This is a genomic window from Gilliamella sp. wkB108 (genome assembly GCF_001690195.1).
Lineage (GTDB): Bacteria > Pseudomonadota > Gammaproteobacteria > Enterobacterales > Orbaceae > Gilliamella > Gilliamella apicola_L.
The window spans coordinates 140,862-160,966 of the sequence record NZ_LZGM01000049.1; the positions used below are offsets into that span (position 1 = coordinate 140,862).

Below are 20,105 nucleotides of genomic sequence, written 5' to 3' on the forward strand. Positions count from 1 at the left end.
GAATGAAAAAATTACTATTGGGTTTAGCATTAATTTCAACATCTGTACTAGCAGGTAATAATGACATTACCAAAACACTGGGAAAGTTAGGATATGATGCGAAAGATATAAAAATTTATAATATTCCGGTAGATGGCTTAAAAAAAGTCATCACACCTGAAGGCCTTATTTATGTTTCCAATGATGGTAAATATGTAACACAAGGTCCAATTTATAGTATCGAGAGTGGGGAACCGGTAAATATTGCCAATAAAGAAAATGCTAAATTAATAAAAACAATTGATAAAGATGCGATTGTTTATAAAGCCAAGAAAGAAAAATATGTCATTTCTGTATTTACCGACTATACTTGTCACTACTGTAAGTTACTCCATGAAAATATTAACCAATATTTAGATGCGGGCATCTCGGTACACTATTTTGCCTTCCCTCGCGCAGGTGTTGATAGTGACGTAGGTAAAAATATGCAATCTATTTGGAGCGTAACTGACCGCAAAACTGCTTTTGATAATGCCTATAAAGGTAATACTATTGCTAAAGCTAACAGCATGGTACCTTATGTCAGTCAACAATTTAACATAGGTAAACAACTCGGTATTAGTGGTACACCAGCTATTGTTTTATCTAGTGGACAACTTATTTCTGGTTATGTCCCCGCAGACAAATTACTTGAAATTTTAGATAAAAAAGCAGCTCAATAGTTGCAAATAAATCAATCAAAAATCAAATTCAAACTTAAAAATATATGTTAGCGCCTATGCGCTAACATTTAACATATGAATAAAAATAAATTAGTACATCGCAAGTTACCAGAATCTTTACCTGAGTTTTCAAAAGACATTCCGTTATTACTGCAACGAATTTATGCTTTGCGTGGTATTACATCCATGCAGCAGCTAGATTATGGTACCCGCAATTTACATAATTACGATACACTAAATGGTACTGAACGTGCGGTTGAAATTTTGTACTCAGCCATGAAAAATGAGCAACGTATTGTCATTGTTGGCGATTTCGATACTGACGGTGCGACCAGTACAGCACTAGCTGTCAAGGCGTTGCGAAAAATGGGGTGTCATTTTGTCGATTATATTATTCCAGATCGGTTCGAAGACGGTTATGGTTTAAGTATTGCTGTGGTCAAAAAAGCGCTGTTACAAAAAGCAGATTTAATTATTACCGTTGATAATGGTATCTCAGCGGTTGAAGCGGTTGAGTTTGCAAAACAGGCTAATTTAATGGTAATCATTACTGATCACCATTTATGTCCAGAGCAGTTGCCTCAAGCTGATGCAATAATCAATCCTAATTTACCAGATTGCACTTTTCCATCTAAGCATCTAGCTGGTGTTGGTGTGACATTCTATTTTATGCTGGCACTACGGGCAAAATTAAGACAAGAAAACTGGTTTGTAGACAACAAAATAGCAGAATATAACATTGCTAATTTATTAGATTTGGTTGCATTAGGAACAATAGCTGATGTCGTTAAACTTGATCATAATAACCGAATCTTAGTGCATCAAGGTGTCAACCGTATTCGCTCAGGTTATTGCTGTGACGGGATAAAAGCACTGTTACAAATTGCTAAAAAAGATCCTGCTTCTTTTTCATCGACCGATTTGGCATTTTATATTGCTCCAAGATTAAATGCTGCGGGAAGAATGGATAATATGTCTCTTGGTGTTGAATTATTGCTATGTGACAATTACGATCAAGCGCTCAAACAAGCAACCGATCTTGATACATTAAATAGTGATCGTAAATTAATTGAACAGACTATGCATAAAGAAGCATTATCATTTATTCAAGAAATTAAAAAAGAAAAAACCACTATTCCTAATTTGCTGGTGGTTCATCATCCGCAATGGCATCAAGGTATTATTGGTATTTTATCTGCTCGTTTAAAAGATAAATATTATCGACCTGTCATCTCATTTGCTTCTACACAAGATGGTTTTTTAAAAGGATCTGGGCGATCAATTTTAGGGGTTCACCTACGCGACCTATTAGATGAATTAAATCAACTTCACCCTGATTTAATAGAGAGTTTTGGTGGTCATGCTATGGCGGTAGGCTTAACCATTCGTGAAGAGAATTTGGCACTTTTTACTAGTTACTGTGAAGCATTACTAAATGAACGGTTAACCAATGATTTATTTGAACAGATCATAGAAACCGATGGTGAAATAGAAAACCAAGATTTTACTTATACCATAGCGAAACAGTTAAAAGAATCCGGACCTTGGGGAGAAGGATTTTCTGAACCAATTTTTGATGGTGAATTTATTATTCATCAACAAAAATTGTTTGCTCAAAAACACCTCAGATTAGTATTAGAGCCTAAAAATGGTGGTTCCCTCATTGAAGGTGTATATTTTAATGTCAATTTACTTGAGTGGCCGGATCAATCAATAAAAAAAGTGAAATTAGTTTATCATTTAGATGTTGATGAATTTAGAGGTAACCAAGTTGCAAGATTAATGATTAGGCATTTATGGCCTATCGCATAAGCAATCAAAATTGATTATAATTACCAAGATTTCTAAAATTAAATCAAGTTCTGCCGTTCAAAATAATACTGGTAGTAAAATTCATCAATAAATTCATACAAAATTAAGGATTTAAAATGCATATTCATATTCTCGGAATTTGCGGCACATTTATGGCAGGAATTGCATTAATCGCTCGTTCATTAGGCCACAAAGTAACAGGTTCAGATAAAAACGTTTACCCACCTATGAGTACACTTTTACAAAAAGAAAAAGTAGACATCATTGAAGGGTACGATCCTAAACAACTTACTCCAACACCTGATTTAGTGATCATTGGTAATGCTCTGTCACGAGGTAATCCATGTGTTGAGTACATACTTGATAATAATATTCCTTATATCTCTGCACCTCAGTGGTTACATGATAATGTCTTGCGAGATCGTTGGGTCATCGCCGTTGCCGGTACACATGGTAAAACAACCACTGCTGGCATGATCAACTGGATTTTAGAACAACAAGGCTACCAACAAGGCTTTGTCATTGGTGGTGTACCGGGTAATTTTGAAGTTTCAGCACGATTAGGAGAAGGTAATTTCTTTGTTATCGAAGCCGATGAGTATGATTGCTCATTTTTTGACAAACGATCTAAATTCATGCACTACTGTCCTAAAACATTGGTGATGAATAATTTAGAATTTGATCATGCAGATATTTTTGATGATCTTAGTTCAATTCAAAAACAGTTTCACCATTTAATACGTTTAGTACCAAGTAAAGGGCTTATTATTTCTCCACAAGAAGATGTGAACTTAAAACAAGTTTTAGCTAAAGGTTGTTGGAGTAATCAATCATTTACAGAGTCTGAAACAGGCTGGCAAGCACAACGTATCTCAAATGATGCCAGTCATTTTGCAGTCTATTTAAATAGCCAAAAAGTAGGCGAAGTTCATTACTCATTAGTTGGTGAACATAATATGCATAACGCATTAATGGCAATAGCGGCTGCGCATAACGTAGGCATTGAACCAACGGATGCTTGTTCAGCACTTAGCACTTTTATCAATGCCAAACGACGTCTCGAACTTTATGGCAAAGTAAATGATATCGAAATTTATGATGATTTTGCTCATCACCCGACAGCGATTTTGGCAACATTGGAAGCATTACGCAGTAAAATTGGCGCAAATCGCCGCATTTTAGCTGTACTTGAGCCTCGCTCAAATACCATGAAATTAGGTATCTCAAAAGATGAACTTGCGCCATCTTTAGGTCGTGCCGATGAAGTATTCATCTTCCAACCTGAACAATTACCTTGGTTAGTCGCGGATGTGGTTGATGCTTGCATTCAACCTGCTTACTGGTCAGGCGATATTGATTTGTTAGTTGAGCTGATCACCAAATCAGTTAAACCAACCGATGCTATTTTAATTATGAGTAACGGTGGTTTTAGTGGTATTCATAAAAAGATTTTAGAGAGCTTAGAAAAGCAGCAATTAAAAGAGCAGGAAGATGAGCTTCCACTCATCTAAATATCACACTAACATGTGATTGTATGATTTTGCCACATAAGTGGCAGATCATATTAAGTAGGAGGTTGTTATGCAGTACTTAGTTACCTCATCTGAAATGAAGCATTTTGATACACAAACTTCGCAAACAATTGGCTTACCTTCATTAGTATTAATGGAACGAGCTGCCTTAGCCGTAGTTGAACAACTCAAAAAAGGTCAATTTAATTTGCATAAAGTGGCTGTTGTTTGTGGTTATGGTAACAATGGCGGGGACGGTATTGCCATTGCGCGATTACTCAAATTACAACATATTAATGTTATCATCTATTTAGTTGGCGATCCTAATCTCGCTTCACCAGAGACCAGACAACAAATCAACATTGCCCAACATTACAATATTACTACTATCACACAATCCCCTAAAACCTTGGTTAACTATACAACCATTGTTGATGCGCTTTTTGGCATTGGTCTAAATCGCAATATAACCGGTGATTTGCTGCAGATTATTAAGCTAATTAATCAAAGTAATGCCGATATCCTCGCTGTTGATATTCCATCAGGGATCTGTGCTGATACCGGAAAAATACTTGGCGCTGCAGTAAAAGCCAAACAAACCGTCACGTTTGCTTACCAAAAAATCGGTTTTACACTCTATCCGGGACATGAATTTGCCGGAGAAATAATCATTGCTGATATCGGCATTTATGCTGATAAAAAGCCAGAACACTATACCTATAATCATCATGACTTAGCCCGTCTGCTACCTGATAGACAAAATTACAGCAATAAAGGCAGTTTTGGCAAAGTACTAGTGATTGCCGGTTCGCAAAATATGTGCGGTGCAGCTTATTTATCGGCTAAAGCAGCCTATAAAGTTGGAGCCGGGTTAGTACGTATTTACACACCTGAATGTAATCGTGATGTATTGTTAAGTCAATTGCCAGAAGTACTATTAACGCCATATATTCCAAACCAAATCGACTCAGACCAACTTAAACAATTAATTAATTGGGCTTCGGTCATTGTAATAGGTCCGGGTATGGGCATATCAACTGACACTCATAAGATTTTATCTTGTGTATTAGCAAGTGCTAACATACCTATTATTATTGATGCCGATGCACTTAATACGTTAGCAAACGATATAGATTTACTCAAACAAGCACACACCACCATTATTATCACACCACATTTGGGTGAAATGGCGAGATTAACTCTGCAATCGATTGATACTATCAAAAATAATTTAGTTGCAACTGCCAAAGCGTTTGCTGAAAAAAATCAGGTAATTTGTGTATTAAAAGATGCTAAAACCATTGTGGCAACGCCACAAAAGCCAACCTATATTAATCAATCAGGCAATAACGGTATGGCGACAGGCGGAACGGGTGATGTGTTAACCGGTATTATAGCGGGATTAATTGCTCAGCATTTACCTGCCACACAAGCTGCCCCAGTAAGTGTTTACTTGCATGGTTTGATTGGTGATGCTGTGGCTAAAAAATTAGGTAAACACAGTATGTTAGCCAGTGATATTATCGACGGAATTAGTGACATATTAAATAATCAAACCCTATCATGATATGACTACTATATCTCGGACTCGCAATTAACTATTTTTCTATTATTGCAGACAGGGTTTGCTGTTTTAATGACGTTAACTAAAATATATCGGATAGCGGTTCATGCGCATAAAATTTCTTTTCACTATTTATTGGCAAAATAACCCGTCATTCCGTTATCTTTTTTGCTACTCACTTTGCTATTGAATGACTCCAAGCTTAATTTGGTATAAAAATGTAGCATAAAGATAACGCTTTATAAGCTACATTTATACTTAACTACAATGCACAGTGATCGCTAGACCTCCTCGAGAAGTTTCACGATATTTAGCATTCATATCTTTACCTGTTTCATACATGGTTTTAATCACTTTATCAAGTGAAACAATTGCAGCACTGGTTCTCCTTAATGCCATTCGCGTTGCATTAATGGCTTTTACCGCAGCGATCGCATTACGTTCAATGCAAGGAACTTGCACTTGCCCGTCAACAGGATCACAGGTCAAACCTAAATTATGTTCCATTGCAATTTCAGCTGCCATACAAACTTGTTCTGGACTTCCCCCTAATAGCTCGGCTAAACCAGCTGCTGCCATTGAACAAGCAACGCCAACCTCTCCTTGACATCCAACTTCCGCACCTGAAATAGAAGCATTATTCTGATACAGCAATCCAATGGCACCACAGGTTAAGAAAAATCGAATATAAATATCTGGCGTAACCGGATCGATAAATTTGTCATAATATGCAAGTACAGCAGGAATAATGCCACAAGCGCCATTAGTTGGTGCAGTAACAACGCGTCCACCTGCTGCATTTTCTTCACTGACGGCAAATGCAAACATATTAATCCAATCAATAATAATCATCGGATCATTATTATTTTTACTGGTTGATAACTGACGATAAAGCGCATTAGCTCGACGAGGTACTTTTAATGCTCCCGGTAATAATCCTTCCGTGTGCATACCACGTTTAATACAATCTAACATCGTTTGTCCAACAGTAGTGAAATAGCTTTCAATCTCATCATGACTATGTAGTTGTAGTTCATTTTTCAACATAATGCTGGAAATTGACAAGGAATTGTCATCACAATAATGCAATAATTGTTCAGCAGATGTAAAAGGATATGGTAATTTTACTGAGCTTTGTTCTGCTTGTCCAAACAAGGCTTCATCAACAATTTTACCCCCACCTACCGAATAATATGTTTGACTCAAAAGCACTTTTTCATTTTGATAAGCTGTCAATTTCATACCATTTTCATGCAAAGGTAAAAATGAAGAATGAAAAACCATGCTATCTTGGTCAAAATCAACAAAATATCGACCATTGTAAATAGATAACTGGTGGCTCTGATTCAAATTCTCAATCACTGCTGGGATCTGATCAATATTAACGGTATCTGGCTTTTCGCCGGTAAGACCCATAATAATTGCAATATCGGTATGATGTCCTTTACCTGTAAGTGATAAAGAACCATAAATATCAGCAACAATTTTCGTTACTGACGACATTTTTTTATCTTGAATAAGTTGATCGACAAAAGCCTTACCGGCTTTCATTGGTCCAACCGTATGCGAACTTGAAGGACCAATACCTATTTTAAATATGTCAAAAACCGAACCCATGTATTTCCTTTAAACTTATCTATTTTATTTTGTATGATAATGAACAAAATTGTATGAATAACGGAGGGTATATTATGGTGCTACGCAGGCAGAATCAAGCTTTGAATATAGGTTAATCCAGAACCGAATCATAATAACAGATAATCCCAGTGTCCAAATCCTGAATTTCTAATTCGCCACCAGTCAAAATCTCACCCATTGAAAAAAAACTTGGTTTTTCTTTCAACGTTACTTTACCTATAAGTTTATCATCTATATACATTAATCCGTCTTTATTAATCGTACTATCACCGGGTTCTAGCAACCCTCCACCACAAGGACACTCTTTATCCTTATAATTCGGATAGTCATCTTTATTACAGCCATCACCTCGCCAAACAATATCTGAAATCTCATCATAACTGAGATCCATTAAATAATATTTGGCGATTTTAACTGGATAATACAGTAAGACCAAAGCAAATATAACATACAGTAGGTGATCAAATTTTAGTTTCTTCATGATTGTATGATTTTCCTTTTCCCTGTTGCTAATTTACAATTAATCTTTCAAGATCACAATAATTACCAATAAAATTACTTTAGTGTTGAGCTTGGTACTGCTAAACTAATCAACATTTTTATTATATAAATAAGTTTATTATTTTTTCGGGATAAATTCATGCGAACCAGTAAATATCTTCTTTCTACTTTAAAAGAAACCCCAGCTGATGCTGAGGTGGTAAGTCACCAATTAATGTTACGTGCCGGGATGATCCGCAAAGTTGCAGCCGGTTTATATACTTGGCTTCCTACCGGTTATCGGGTACTAAAAAAAGTTGAAAATATTGTACGTGAAGAGATGAATAGAGCCGGTGCCATTGAAATCTTAATGCCGGTTGTTCAACCAGCGGATATCTGGCAAGAAAGTGGGCGTTGGGAACAATATGGTCCAGAGCTATTACGAATAAAAGACCGCGGTGACCGTGATTTTGTTTTAGGCCCTACGCATGAAGAAGTGATCACCGACTTACTCCGTAATGAAGTAAGCTCTTATAAACAATTACCGCTTAATATCTATCAAATTCAAACTAAATTCCGTGATGAAGTCCGTCCACGTTTTGGTGTGATGCGTTCCCGTGAATTTATTATGAAAGATGCATATTCTTTTCATACTTCACAAGCTTCTTTACAAGAAACCTATGACGATATGTATCAAGCCTATAGTGCAATTTTTACGCGTGCAGGCTTAAATTTTAGAGCTGTTCGTGCAGATACCGGGTCAATTGGTGGAAATTGGTCACATGAATTCCAAGTATTAGCTGATAGTGGTGAAGATGATATCGTCTTTTCAACTGAATCTGATTATGCTGCCAATATTGAAATGGCTCAAGCATTAGCTCCAACGAAAGAACGTTTAGCTCCAACTAAAGCAATGGAGTTAGTTGCTACCCCAAATGCAAAAACAATTGATGAATTAGTTGAACAATTCAATTTACCGATTGAAAAAACCGTTAAGACCTTAATGGTTAAAGCAAGTAAAGAGAGTGGTCATCAATTAGTTGCTCTATTAGTTCGTGGTGATCACAGTCTAAATGAAATTAAAGCCGAAAAAATTGATATCGTTGCTTCACCACTTGAATTTGCAACCGAAGAAGAGATTCGATCGCTAGTTAATGCTGGTCCAGGATCATTAGGTCCAGTTAATTTAGATATGCCAATTATTATTGATCGCGATGTAGCTGTAATGAGCGACTTTAGTGCTGGCGCCAATATTGATCATAAACACTATTTTAACATCAATTGGCAACGTGATGTTACCCTACCTCGTATTGAAGATATTCGCAATGTAGTTGAAGGCGATATCAGCCCTGATGGCAAAGGGACATTACAAATAAAACGAGGCATTGAAGTAGGTCATATCTTCCAACTAGGTACTAAATACTCAGAAGCGATGAAAGCGACAGTGCAAGGCGAAGATGGCCAAAACCATGTCATGATTATGGGATGCTATGGCATTGGTGTAAGCCGAATTGTGGCAGCAGCAATTGAGCAATGCCATGACGAACGAGGCATTGTCTGGCCGGAAGCTATCGCGCCATTTAGCGTAGTAATTATACCAATGAATATGCATAAATCCGGAAAAGTACAAGCTACCGCCGAAAAAATCTATGCGGAGTTACAACAAGCCGGTATTGAAGTATTATTTGATGATCGTAAGGAGCGACCAGGGGTAATGTTTGCTGATGCGGAACTTATTGGCATTCCACATACAATTGTGATTGGCGAGCGTAATCTTGATAATGGCGAAGTTGAATATAAACACCGAGCCAAAGGTGAGAAAGAGATGGTAAAACTTGATGATATTATTAAATTGATTAAAAATCGCTGTAATGTTAAGTAAAAATTAAGAGTTCAATCATTAATCGCAAAATGAAAAACAAAACACAACAATGGAAGCCTTGTTACTATGACATAATAGCTAAAATTGCTAGCTTTTTATTGTTGTGTTCGTTATTACTTCTTATCAATAGTTGCCAATCACGAATTAATCCAAATATGAATAATATGTTACCCAATAATTTCCATAAAATTTCAAGTGATGTATTTAGATCAGAACAGCCTTCAATAAAACAGATGCAATATCTGGATAAATTAGGATTCAAAACTGTGATTAATTTACGATTATGGCACAGTGATCAAGATGAAATTAACAACACGGGAATTTCAGAAGTTTGGATTAAATTACGAGCTGGGAATATCACCGACGAAAAAATGATAGAAATACTTCAGGCTATCGATAAATCACCCAAACCAATATTGATTCATTGTTGGCACGGTAGTGATCGTACGGGGGTGATTGTTGCCATGTATCGTTTAGTTTTTCAAAACTGGACTAAAGAACAAGCAATTAATGAGTTAATGCAACCTAAATTCGGTCATCACTATAATGTCTACCCTAATATTGTGAAGTATATTGAAAATGTTGATATTGAAAAAATGCGATTAGCTGTAATTCAATAGTTGATTTTTATCAATAATCTGTCTCTATCACCCCCTATTTTTTATCAAAAAATGTCACGAACTTCATTAACAACTTATTTTGAAGAATTTAATGATAAATTCAAAGTGATCATGTCTGTTTTTTAAGCTAAAATAATTTCACCTGAATCAGAGATCTATATTGGTTAGAATGATGTTAAAAAAAACCGTCGCACTTATACTGTCTACTTCCTTATTCATGCAAAACGCATCTTTAGTTTATGCTAATAACATAACCCTTCCTGATATTGGAACCGCTGCCGCTTCAACATTAAGTATTGGGCAAGAAATGGAAATGGGTGATTACTATATGCGGGTATTACGAAACAGCGCACCAATAGTCGATGATCCTGTTTTAAAGCAATATATCAATGATTTGGGTAAAAAGTTAGTTTCAAAATCTGAATCGGTACAAATGCCTTTTCATTTCTATATCATGAGAAGTGATATACTCAATGCGTTTGCTTTTTTTGGTGGTAATGTTGTTATCCATTCGAAACTTATATTAGATACAGATAATGAAAGTCAATTAGCTTCAGTTATGGCGCACGAAATTGGTCATGTTACCCAGCGCCATTTAGCCAGAGCAATTGAAGCTCAAAATCAAAATAGCCCCTATGTATGGGGAGGAATATTAGGATCAATACTACTTTCTTTAGCCGTTCCTGAAGCGGCAATACCAAGTATTACAGGTGTAATGGCCGGTTCAGCACAAAGTCAGATTAGTTTTACCCAAAGTAACGAGCAAGAAGCAGATCGCGTTGGCTTACGAACGTTAGCAAAAGCCGGATTTAATCCTTATGCCTCCGTTGAGTTTATGCAAAAATTAGCTGACCAAACACGTTTTATGAGCAAACCGCCTGAAATTTTACTTACGCACCCTTTGCCGAATAGTCGTTTGACGGATATGCGTAATCGCTCAATGCAGTACTCGAAAAAGGATCTTACTCCTTCGCTAGATTATTATTTGGCTAAAGCACGGTTAGCCGTTTTGTTAGATAGGAATAAAAATACTGGTAAACTTTTAATTGAAGATTACAAAAAACTCAATAATGAACAAGCTAAAGTTGCCCTTGTGTACTGCGGTGCGCTTGCCGATTACCGAACAGGTGAATATCAAAAAGCCAAGCAACAACTACAACCGTTATTAGATAATGATCCCAATAATATTTGGTATATTGATTTAATGACAGATATCGACTTGGAACTCAATAATAATGCTGCCGCAATTAGTCGGTTACAAACAGCATTGAAAAAAGCCCCTAACAGTTCAGCTTTACAATTGAATTTAGCGAATGCCTATGTAAAAAATAATAATTATCAACAAGCAGTTAGCCTGCTACATCGCTATACCTTCGATAATAATGATGATGTGAATGGTTGGGACTTACTGATAAAAGCCTATGGAGGACTTCATTCAAGGGCTCAAGAAATGAGTGCCAATGCTGAATTATTAGCATTACAAGGACAGTTCAAACAGGCTATCCAATTATTACAAAATGCGAAAGGCCAAACTAAAGGCAATCAAACAATGATATCTAAGCTTGATGCCAGAATCAGTCAATTACAACAATTACAAAAACGCTATGCTACCTATCAGCGATAATGATTACGTTGTTTATCTTTTCTCGGCAAGTGAATAAGATTGTCTTTGCCGAGAAGATAATCAATAAGACCTGAATTATTTACTGGTTAAGTGATCGACATTATTGTAATACTTAAGTGTTAACTTTCCGTCTGGCTGATCATTATCTTGTCGATAATTCACCAAACTGATACTTGTATTTAAGGTGCGAGGAAAATAGTTTTGATCACGATGAAAACGCCAATCACCACCATTTAACACACAAAGTAATAACCTTAATACAGTACCATGAGAAACAACCAAAATATTACCTTTATCTTGTGGTGCATTTTCAATAACAGTATTCAAACCACGTTTGACACGCTCTAATACTTCTAAATAGTTTTCACCTTTATTTATTGAGGCATCAAATTTAGCAGGATCATTTAAATAATAAGTAAATTCGGGGATCTCTTTTTTAAGTAATGGTACAGATTTACCTTCCCAAATACCAAAATCCATTTCACATAAATCAGCAAGTTCAAAGGTAGGAATTGCCATACTATTTTCATTAACAATATAATCTCGAGTCTCTATAGCTCGTTGTTGAGTACTGGAATAGGCTTGCATGAAAGGAACATTTTTTAAATATTTACCTGTAATTTCTGCACCCAAAATCCCCTCTTGCGTCAATGGCGAATTTTGTGATCCTTGCATCTGATCTTTAATATTCCATTCAGTTTGACCATGTCTAATTAAGTATAAATTAAGATCTTTCATTTGTACTGACTACCTTTTTTTATTTAAAATTCTGTTTGTTGATATTTGTTATTTCGAATCTGGGTTAAACAAGCTTGTAGTGTCTCATCCATTGGTGCATGTAATTGCATCTCTTGCAAAGTCTTAGGATGAATAAATTTTACATTCGCTGCATGTAAAAAGAGTCGATTAAGTTTAGTATTCATTAACTGTGCATCAAACTGACTATCACCATAACGGTCATCAAAAGCTATTGGATGATTAACATATTGAGTATGAACACGAATCTGATGTGTTCGACCAGTCACTGGACTGGCTTTGATAAGTGTTGCAAAATGAAATCTCTCTTCAACTTTAAAGCGTGTTTCTGAAAGTTTACCTTCTTTATCTACTTTGACAACTCGCTCTCCACTTTTTAGTACATTTTTTAGTAATGGAGCTTGCACCACTTTACATTCAGAAGGCCAATCGCCTTTAACCAGAGCCAAATAATTTTTTTGCATCTGTTTTAATCGTAATTGCTCATGTAGTGATTTTAAGGCTGAACGTTTTTTGGCAACTAATAACACCCCTGATGTTTCGCGATCGATTCGATGCACTAACTCTAGAAATTTTGCTTCAGGTCTTAATGCCCGTAATCCTTCTATCACACCAAAACTCAGACCACTACCGCCATGCACGGCAATACCAGAAGGTTTATTAATCGCTAATATGACTTCATCTTCATAAATTATTGCTTTCTCAAGTTCTGCAACTTTATTAAGTTTTGTCGAAATTTCTGGTGTAGTTCTTTCTGCTATTCGCACAGGTGGAATCCGAATTTGATCTCCTACATTTAATTTATATTCAGGTTTCGCTCGCTTTTTATTAACTCGTACTTCACCTTTTCTTAATATCCGATAGATCATACTTTTAGGTACACCTTTTAAATGTGTAATCAAAAAGTTATCGATTCGTTGCGTCGCATTTTCCTCGGAAATAGTCACAAATGAGACCTGTAATTTTGTTTGTGGTGCGTTTGAGTGCATAAGAGATGATTAATCCGCTATCAATAATTAAAAGTCGTTTACATTATTTCAAAATAAACTACACTACCACTAAATAAACATAGATAGATTATTTTCAATATAATTAAAAGTTAAGATTATAACGGAATATGGAGGAATAAAATAGTATGTTATCACTGCTTAATCAATACTCAAAAGGAAGAGGTGCTTGGTTTTTACTCTTTCTTTCAACCGTTATTTTTGAGTCTATCGCATTATATTTTCAACATGTATTAAATCTTGCACCCTGTACACTTTGTATCTATCAACGTTGCGCTATTTATGGGATATTGCTAGCTAGCATTATCGGTCTTATCTCCCCTCGTAATCTTGTGATCCGGTTGATTGCTATTTTTGTGTGGTTATTTAGTGCATTAAAAGGATTTAACTTATCGACTTTCCATGCTCATCTACAATTTGAACCAAACCTGACAGATACTTGTTCAATCAATGTTAACTTTCCCTCTTGGTTACCACTCGATAGTTGGTTTCCGAGCATGTTTAAAGCATATGGCTCTTGTTCTGATAAGATATGGACATTTTTAACCATTGAAATGTCACAATGGATGATTATCATATTTTCTTGTTATTTAATTGTTGGTTTAGCTGTTCTCATTTCACAGCTATTTTCATCAAATAAACACTCTCTATGGAGTAACTAGCGTTTTTTGTTGATTTTGTTAAAATAGGTGACAATTTTACTTTACAAATTGTCACTTATAAATGCTTTTGGAATATCATCCCCCTATCGATCCCTGGCTTTCTATTTTATATCAAGATGATCACATAGTTGTTGTTAACAAACAACCGGGAATATTATCTGTTTCAGGTAATAAACCTCAATTTATTGATAGCATTATTCATCGGTTACAACAAAAATATCGCTATGTTGAATCTGTACACCGATTAGATATGGCTACAAGTGGCATCATGGTTGCCGCTCTATCGAAATTAGCAGATCGCGAAATCAAAAAACAATTTCGGGAAAGAATTCCCAAAAAGCACTATATTGCAGTTGTATTCGGGCATTTAGAAAATGATACCGGCTCAATTGAACTACCCTTGATTTGTGATTGGCCTAATCGACCTCGACAAATGGTTGACTTGGAAAATGGTAAACATGCTTTAACCGAATATCAAGTGCTTGCGCGTAATGACGATAATACTACGCGGGTTAAATTGTTACCTTTTACTGGACGCTCTCATCAATTACGGGTACATATGCAAGCTATTGGACATCCTATTTTAGGTGATAAATTTTATGCACATCCGGAAGCTTTTTCGATGTCAAAAAGATTGTTATTACATGCACAACTACTTACTTTTAATCACCCCAAAACCGGTGAAAGTATGACCTTCACTTGTGAACCTGATTTTTAAAAGAGAAGCTAACCTTATGCATGGTAAAGGCTTTTACTGATGTAGGTATTTGACAGAATCATTATATTAAGGAAATTAATATGCAAAAAATTGTATTAGCTACTAATAATCAAGGTAAAGTCAATGAGTTACAAAAATTATTGGCTGATGCAGGCTTTGATATTTGCGCTCAAAGTGAATTTAATGTGCCTGATGCCGAAGAAACCGGTCTAACTTTTGTTGAGAACGCTATTTTGAAAGCCAGACATACAGCCAAATTAACCGGTCTTCCTGCCATTGCAGATGATTCTGGTTTAGCGGTTGAAGCGCTCAATGGTGCGCCAGGGATCTATTCAGCTCGTTATGCAGGCGAACATGGCAATGATAAAAGTAATAATAAAAAATTGCTGCAAGCGTTAGCCGACATTCCTGAAGAAAAACGTTCAGCTTATTTCTATTGTGCGCTTGTTTTTATGCGTCATGAAAATGATCCTACCCCTATCATCTGTTTAGGCAAATGGAATGGTATTATCTTACATGAAGAGCAAGGTAATGGCGGTTTTGGTTACGATCCTCTTTTCTATGTACCCGAACTTGGTTGTACCGCTGCTGAATTAACTAAAGAGCATAAAAGCCAGATCTCTCATAGAGGGCAAGCGCTTAAACAGTTGATAACTAAGCTAAAAACTGAGTATTAATCCAAATAAAGGCGTTAATACTATTATTTTTAATTGCAATTGTATCTTTAGAAGTAAAAAGTATATACTTAAACAATCATTTATCTTGGAGTTGATACTGTGATTCTAATGATAGTTAGCGGTCGTTCTGGCTCGGGAAAATCAATTGCATTACGCGCACTAGAAGATATGGGATTTTATTGTGTCGATAATATCCCGGTAGTTTTGTTACCTCAATTAGCCGATTCATTAAAAGATAATAATACTCCGGTTGCAGTGAGTATTGATATCCGTAATTTGCCTGCCAACTTTGATTTTAATCATGATATTTTTCAGCACTTACCTGATTCAATTACACCTGAAGTTATTTTTTTCGATTGTAGCCGTAATACCCTTATACGCCGTTATAGTGAAACCAGACGAATACATCCATTAGCTAATCAACAATATTCTTTGACCGAAGCGATCGATCTTGAGGAGAAATACTTAGAGCCACTAAAAGCACATGCAGATTTAATCATTAATACCGATAATCTTTCTGTCCATGAATTATCAGATATTTTACGATCTCGAATTTTGGGCAAAAAAGAACGTGAATTAACCATCATTTTTGAATCTTTTGGCTATAAGCATGGTTTACCTATCGATGCTGATTTTGTCTTTGATGTACGTTTCTTACCTAATCCTCATTGGGAAGTAAGTTTACGTCCTTTAACCGGATTAGATGAAGCTGTACGAAATTATTTATCTAAATATCAAGAAGTGACAAATTTTATCTATCAAACTGCCAGTTACTTGCAACAGTGGCTTCCGCTTTTAGAAAAAAATAATCGTAGCTATTTAACCATAGCGATAGGTTGTACCGGTGGTCAACACCGTTCTGTTTTTATTGCTGAACAGTTAGCTGAATTTTTTAAAGCACAAAACAAACAAGTACAAATTCGGCATCGAACGTTAGAGAAGAAATAGTTGTTATTCTTCAGTAGGATAGCAGGACAATATATCTTCCATCCAGCTACTGTATTTCTCAATAAGATCTTTTAATGTGATTTGTTGTTCTGCTGGTAATGATGAAGGATTTATCAAATGACTGACTTTGATTAATTCTACATCATCAGGTAAATTGGCTAACTTCATTGTCAAAACATTGAGCGTTTGTTGGTAAGGATGCCCTATTGCAATAGCATAGCCTTTTTTACGGGCAATGGCGATGGCCAAATCAATTTGTCTGGCAATCGCACTCTCTTTTCGTTCATAGTCAAGGAATACATCTCGCGTAACTAAAGGAATATTATAAAAACTTGCTGCTTTTTTAACTTGTGACTTCGCAACTGTTTTACTATCAAGGAAAAACAGAGAATAGTGGCTTAACGCTTTCATAACATGTTGCATTCCATTTAGATTTGATGTCATCAAACTCCCCATATGATTATTTATTCCGATAGCATAAGGCACATGTTTGACAGCTTTGGCAATAATATGTTTAACCTTTTGTTCACTCATATAGGGAAACAAAGTATCTTTCTCTAATGGTTGTTTACTGATTGGCGCCATAGGCATGTGGATCATCACATCATTACCATGATCATGCGCAAATGTGGCAATATTGGCAGTATTAGAGGAACTAGGTAATACGGCCACCGTAATATTTGGGGATAATAAAATAAATTGTTCTTCTATTTTGGGGTGATAACCAAAATCATCAATTACTATTGCTAATTTTGCCGCCCATACAGTTGATATATTTAATAACAAACTAATAATCAATGTTTTAACAACAAACTTCATTGTTTCAACCATCCACTTGGATCGAGTGCTTTACCATCACGACGTATTTCAAAATATAATGCCGGTGTATTTTGCCCACCGCTTGAACCAACTAACGCAATCGCTTGTCCACCTTGAACTTTATCGCCCACATCAACAAGTAAACGTTGATTATAACCATATAAGCTCATATCACCTTTACCATGCTCAAGCGCTACCACAAAACCATAACCTTGTAACCAACTCGCTAATATAACTCGTCCATCGGTAATCGCTTTAACTTGTACACCATCTTTAGCGTTAATCACCATACCTTTCCAACGTAATTCACCTTGCAACGCTTCCCCAAAATGATGTGCTACTGTACCGCTTACAGGCCAATTAAGTTGATGTTGAGGCTTACCAATACCACTAATTCGAGCCATTAAAGCCTTTTCATCTGAATTAAGCGTATAATTATTATTCTTTTGTTTGGCTTCAATATTTTCCGCTTGCTTTTCATCTTCTTCGGCTAAACTTCGACTTTTCTTTTCTGCTTCAATAATTTTTTCTTGGAGTTTAGCTTCATTTTCACGAAGTTCAGCTAATTTTTGTTGATTGACCTTCATTGATAATTCAAGAGATGAAATGGTTTTTTGTCGATCGTTACGATTTTTTTCAAGTTGTACTTGTTCTTCTTTCTGTTTATTTTTTAATTCTGTCTGAGAGGTTCGCTTTTTTTGTAAAATCTCTTTTTTCTCATTTAATTGTAATTGGGTTTCGCGAAGCGCGTTGATTTGTTGTTCTCTAGCGTTATTAATATAGCCATAATAGTTGATGATACGCTCATTACGCTCACTTTGTTCAGCAGAAAAAAGGAGCGCCATACCTGTATTTTTCCCAAGTTTGAAAGCACTTTCCAGTTGTTTGGCAAGTACACTTCTTTGTTGTTGTTGTTTAATTACCAATTCATCAATCTGTTTGACTAAATAATTGATTTCATTATCAAGTTTTTTTAAAGAGAGGTTATTTTTTTCAATGGAGGTAAGTAGTTTAGCTATTTCCGTTTCTTGGACTTTAAGATCATTCATTAATTGTGTACGTTCTTTTTTCTGTTCTGCTAATCTTTTTTCTTTTTCTAAAATAGAAGAACGTAAAGATTGTAACTGTTGATTGTCATCAGCATACAAAAAATTAATATTTAATAATCCAATTAAAATGATAACCAGAAATTTTTGATAAATAGACATGGTGTTTTATTTATACTTTTGGTGTATTACTTAACTACAAAGTTAAACTCCACTATACCGAGAAATAAGTAAAGATGCAAAATGAAAACTAATTGCCATTTATTTGAAGATACCATGACTTAATCGATTAAATTAAACGCGAGCTTTGCTTACATAATGAATTAAGCTTAAACAATAAATGACAAATTTTTATATTCTATTTGAGCGAAAATTAATCTTGCTGTTGTTAAGCGAGTTCAATGATTTCATTAAGATCAAAACTACTTCTGGTTTCTTGTACAAAAATCAAACTACTTAGTAAAAACCATACATCATTAGCTATCATACTAAACATTACTAGTGTGAATGTGTCATATATATTTTTCAAACTTCCGGTTTATGAGTTATTATATCTTTTATTAAACAACTATCTAATAAGTGTCATCTTAAACTAATATAAGACAACACAATTTTATTAGATATTTCACAATAACTAATAAAAAGTATAAAATATAGCAATTCTTAATCTATCACAATAATTCATCTAACACATAAAGATAACATCATGCAAAAGTTTAATGTCAAAACCTTTCAGGGTTTAATCCTTACCTTACAAGATTACTGGGCTAATCAAGGTTGTACGGTGATCCAACCATTAGATATGGAAGTGGGTGCAGGTACATCTCACCCAATGACTTGTTTACGCGCACTTGGGCCTGAACCCATTAATGCTGCTTATGTTCAACCATCTCGTCGACCAACCGATGGTCGTTATGGTGAAAACCCGAATCGATTACAACATTATTATCAATTTCAAGTTATCTTAAAACCCTCACCTGATAACATCCAAGAGCTTTATTTGGGATCACTTAAAGAACTTGGTTTAGATCCAACAATTAACGATATTCGTTTTGTTGAAGACAACTGGGAAAACCCGACTCTTGGAGCATGGGGTCTTGGTTGGGAAGTTTGGTTAAATGGTATGGAAGTGACACAATTTACTTATTTTCAACAAGTAGGTGGACTTGAATGTAAACCAGTAACAGGCGAAATCACATATGGACTAGAACGTCTTGCAATGTATATTCAAGGTGTAGATAGTGTTTATGATCTGATCTGGAGTGATGGCGCTTTTGGTAAAACCACTTATGGTGATGTATTTCATCAAAATGAAGTTGAACAATCTACTTATAATTTTGAATATGCCAATATTGATTTTTTATTCTATTGTTTTGAGCAACACGAAAAAGAAGCAAAATTACTACTCGAATTGGAAAAACCACTTCCGCTACCCGCCTATGAACGTATTTTAAAAGCGGCTCACTGTTTTAATTTACTTGATGCTCGTAAGGCTATTTCGGTAACAGAAAGACAACGTTATATATTACGTATCAGAGCATTAACTAAAATGGTTGCTGAAGCATACTACGCATCACGAGAAGCGCTTGGATTCCCAATGTGCCAAAATTCATGTTCAAACACAATTGCATCTAAGTAGG

At 35.5% G+C, this 20,105-nt stretch carries 17 protein-coding genes and 1 pseudogene; 12 read left to right on the forward strand and 6 right to left on the reverse strand.

Annotated elements, in window-relative coordinates; translation table 11 throughout:
• Positions 1 to 2 precede the first annotated feature (2 nt).
• The 4 genes from dsbC (at position 3) to A9G11_RS05370 (ending at position 5,591) form a co-directional block, all read left to right on the forward strand.
• Entirely contained in the window at positions 3 to 701 is a 699-nt protein-coding gene (dsbC, locus tag A9G11_RS05355) for a bifunctional protein-disulfide isomerase/oxidoreductase DsbC (RefSeq protein ID WP_065618470.1), read from the forward strand.
• 75 nt (positions 702 to 776) lie between these two features.
• Positions 777 to 2,513 (forward strand): single-stranded-DNA-specific exonuclease RecJ, encoded by a 1,737-nt coding sequence (gene recJ, locus A9G11_RS05360; protein WP_065618471.1) that lies wholly within the window; start codon positions 777 to 779, stop codon positions 2,511 to 2,513.
• 116 nt (positions 2,514 to 2,629) lie between these two features.
• On the forward strand, positions 2,630 to 4,024 hold the full coding sequence (gene mpl, locus A9G11_RS05365; RefSeq protein WP_065618472.1) for a UDP-N-acetylmuramate:L-alanyl-gamma-D-glutamyl-meso-diaminopimelate ligase: 1,395 nt from the start codon (positions 2,630 to 2,632) through the stop codon (positions 4,022 to 4,024).
• 70 nt (positions 4,025 to 4,094) lie between these two features.
• Positions 4,095 to 5,591, forward strand: coding sequence for a bifunctional ADP-dependent NAD(P)H-hydrate dehydratase/NAD(P)H-hydrate epimerase (locus A9G11_RS05370; protein ID WP_065618473.1), 1,497 nt, complete (start codon positions 4,095 to 4,097; stop codon positions 5,589 to 5,591).
• Between the two features lie 255 nt (positions 5,592 to 5,846).
• On the opposite strand, the gene A9G11_RS05375 is transcribed toward A9G11_RS05370, so the two are convergent.
• Both A9G11_RS05375 and A9G11_RS05380 read right to left on the reverse strand, forming a co-directional pair.
• Positions 5,847 to 7,205: an L-serine ammonia-lyase gene (locus A9G11_RS05375; protein WP_065618474.1), complete on the reverse strand. Its 1,359-nt coding sequence runs from the start codon at positions 7,203 to 7,205 to the stop codon at positions 5,847 to 5,849.
• A gap of 112 nt (positions 7,206 to 7,317) precedes the next feature.
• Positions 7,318 to 7,707 (reverse strand): hypothetical protein, encoded by a 390-nt coding sequence (locus tag A9G11_RS05380; RefSeq protein ID WP_065618475.1) that lies wholly within the window; start codon positions 7,705 to 7,707, stop codon positions 7,318 to 7,320.
• A gap of 159 nt (positions 7,708 to 7,866) precedes the next feature.
• On the opposite strand from A9G11_RS05380, the gene proS reads away from it, so the two are divergent.
• The 3 genes from proS (at position 7,867) to A9G11_RS05395 (ending at position 11,832) form a co-directional block, all read left to right on the forward strand.
• Positions 7,867 to 9,588 carry a proline--tRNA ligase gene (gene proS / locus A9G11_RS05385; protein WP_065618476.1) on the forward strand — a complete coding sequence of 574 codons (1,722 nt, stop codon included), beginning with the start codon at positions 7,867 to 7,869 and terminating at the stop codon, positions 9,586 to 9,588.
• A 29-nt stretch (positions 9,589 to 9,617) separates the two neighbouring features.
• On the forward strand, positions 9,618 to 10,208 hold the full coding sequence (locus A9G11_RS05390; RefSeq protein WP_081298427.1) for a dual specificity protein phosphatase family protein: 591 nt from the start codon (positions 9,618 to 9,620) through the stop codon (positions 10,206 to 10,208).
• Between the two features lie 160 nt (positions 10,209 to 10,368).
• Positions 10,369 to 11,832 carry a beta-barrel assembly-enhancing protease gene (locus tag A9G11_RS05395; protein WP_442902968.1) on the forward strand — a complete coding sequence of 488 codons (1,464 nt, stop codon included), beginning with the start codon at positions 10,369 to 10,371 and terminating at the stop codon, positions 11,830 to 11,832.
• A gap of 75 nt (positions 11,833 to 11,907) precedes the next feature.
• Here A9G11_RS05395 and A9G11_RS05400 read toward each other — a convergent pair whose 3' ends face one another.
• Together A9G11_RS05400 and rluC are read right to left on the reverse strand one after the other, a co-directional pair.
• Complete coding sequence (locus A9G11_RS05400; RefSeq protein WP_065618478.1) at positions 11,908 to 12,570, reverse strand: histidine phosphatase family protein; 663 nt, start codon at positions 12,568 to 12,570, stop codon at positions 11,908 to 11,910.
• A gap of 23 nt (positions 12,571 to 12,593) precedes the next feature.
• A complete protein-coding gene (rluC, locus tag A9G11_RS05405) occupies positions 12,594 to 13,577 on the reverse strand; it encodes a 23S rRNA pseudouridine(955/2504/2580) synthase RluC (RefSeq protein ID WP_065618479.1) in 984 nt (327 codons plus the stop codon).
• A gap of 146 nt (positions 13,578 to 13,723) precedes the next feature.
• On the opposite strand from rluC, the gene dsbB reads away from it, so the two are divergent.
• The 4 genes from dsbB to rapZ all read left to right on the forward strand — a co-directional run bounded on the left by dsbB (position 13,724) and on the right by rapZ (position 16,600).
• The gene (dsbB, locus tag A9G11_RS05410; RefSeq protein WP_065618480.1) at positions 13,724 to 14,257 is read left to right on the forward strand and encodes a disulfide bond formation protein DsbB; all 534 of its coding nucleotides are present in this window, start codon (positions 13,724 to 13,726) and stop codon (positions 14,255 to 14,257) included.
• A gap of 61 nt (positions 14,258 to 14,318) precedes the next feature.
• On the forward strand, positions 14,319 to 14,975 hold the full coding sequence (rluA, locus tag A9G11_RS05415; protein WP_065618481.1) for a bifunctional tRNA pseudouridine(32) synthase/23S rRNA pseudouridine(746) synthase RluA: 657 nt from the start codon (positions 14,319 to 14,321) through the stop codon (positions 14,973 to 14,975).
• An 80-nt stretch (positions 14,976 to 15,055) separates the two neighbouring features.
• On the forward strand, positions 15,056 to 15,652 hold the full coding sequence (locus tag A9G11_RS05420) for an XTP/dITP diphosphatase (RefSeq protein ID WP_065618482.1): 597 nt from the start codon (positions 15,056 to 15,058) through the stop codon (positions 15,650 to 15,652).
• A gap of 99 nt (positions 15,653 to 15,751) precedes the next feature.
• Positions 15,752 to 16,600, forward strand: coding sequence for an RNase adapter RapZ (rapZ, locus tag A9G11_RS05425; protein ID WP_065618483.1), 849 nt, complete (start codon positions 15,752 to 15,754; stop codon positions 16,598 to 16,600).
• A 3-nt stretch (positions 16,601 to 16,603) separates the two neighbouring features.
• Here the strand turns inward: rapZ and A9G11_RS05430 are convergent, their stop codons facing one another.
• Together A9G11_RS05430 and envC are read right to left on the reverse strand one after the other, a co-directional pair.
• Positions 16,604 to 17,419, reverse strand: coding sequence for a divergent polysaccharide deacetylase family protein (locus A9G11_RS05430; protein ID WP_065618484.1), 816 nt, complete (start codon positions 17,417 to 17,419; stop codon positions 16,604 to 16,606).
• Positions 17,416 to 18,546 (reverse strand): annotated as a pseudogene (gene envC / locus A9G11_RS05435) (murein hydrolase activator EnvC); the annotation flags it as partial. The pseudogene envC and the gene A9G11_RS05430, both read right to left, overlap by 4 nt.
• Positions 18,547 to 19,171: 625 nt before the next feature.
• Between envC and glyQ the strand changes: the two are divergent.
• A complete protein-coding gene (gene glyQ, locus A9G11_RS05440; protein WP_065618486.1) occupies positions 19,172 to 20,104 on the forward strand; it encodes a glycine--tRNA ligase subunit alpha in 933 nt (310 codons plus the stop codon).
• The last annotated feature ends 1 nt before the right edge of the window (position 20,105 follow it).